At 50.6% G+C, this 536-nt stretch carries 1 protein-coding gene; it reads left to right on the top strand.

What is annotated here, in order from left to right:
- Positions 1–536 (top strand): putative manganese transporter (locus R7E78_RS29995; RefSeq protein ID WP_318059123.1); only part of this gene is annotated, 536 nt, incomplete at both ends.

Raw genomic sequence — 536 nt, 5'->3', positions numbered from 1 at the left:
ATCGCTCTCGTCATCATCAGGTGTTTTTTGCGGCCCTACTCGGTGCGCTTCCAGGCTGTGGCGGCGCTATTGTTGTTACGACTCAATTTATTAGCGGACGAGTAGGTTTTGGCGCAATCGTAGCCGTACTGACATCAACCATGGGCGATGCAGCATTCTTGTTACTCGCGGCAAAACCGTCCGTCGGCGCTGGCGTCGTCGCACTTGGCATTGTGGTAGGTACGGTTTCGGGTTTGATCGTCAATGCATTTCATCCTGATGATTTTCTACGCCCCGAGCCAAAGCAAGCGAGCGCTCACCACCATTGTTGTCAGCATCAAAGCGAGCGATACACACCTTTAGAGCAACGTGCGATTAATCTTCAAGGCGCATTCTGGAAGTGGTTGATAATCCCTGCGAGCATGGTGGCCGTAATGACCTCATTCCAAGTGGATATCAATCAGCTACTGAATTTGAGTCCAAGTAGCATTGAATGGTTAGGAGCGATATTTGCGGTGGTCTCCATGTCGTTGTGGGCAATGACAAAAGAGTTGGGA

The organism is Vibrio sp. YT-19(2023) (genome assembly GCF_033337395.1).
Note: the sequence above shows the minus strand (reverse complement) of the source record. Positions and strands in the feature narration are given on the sequence as shown.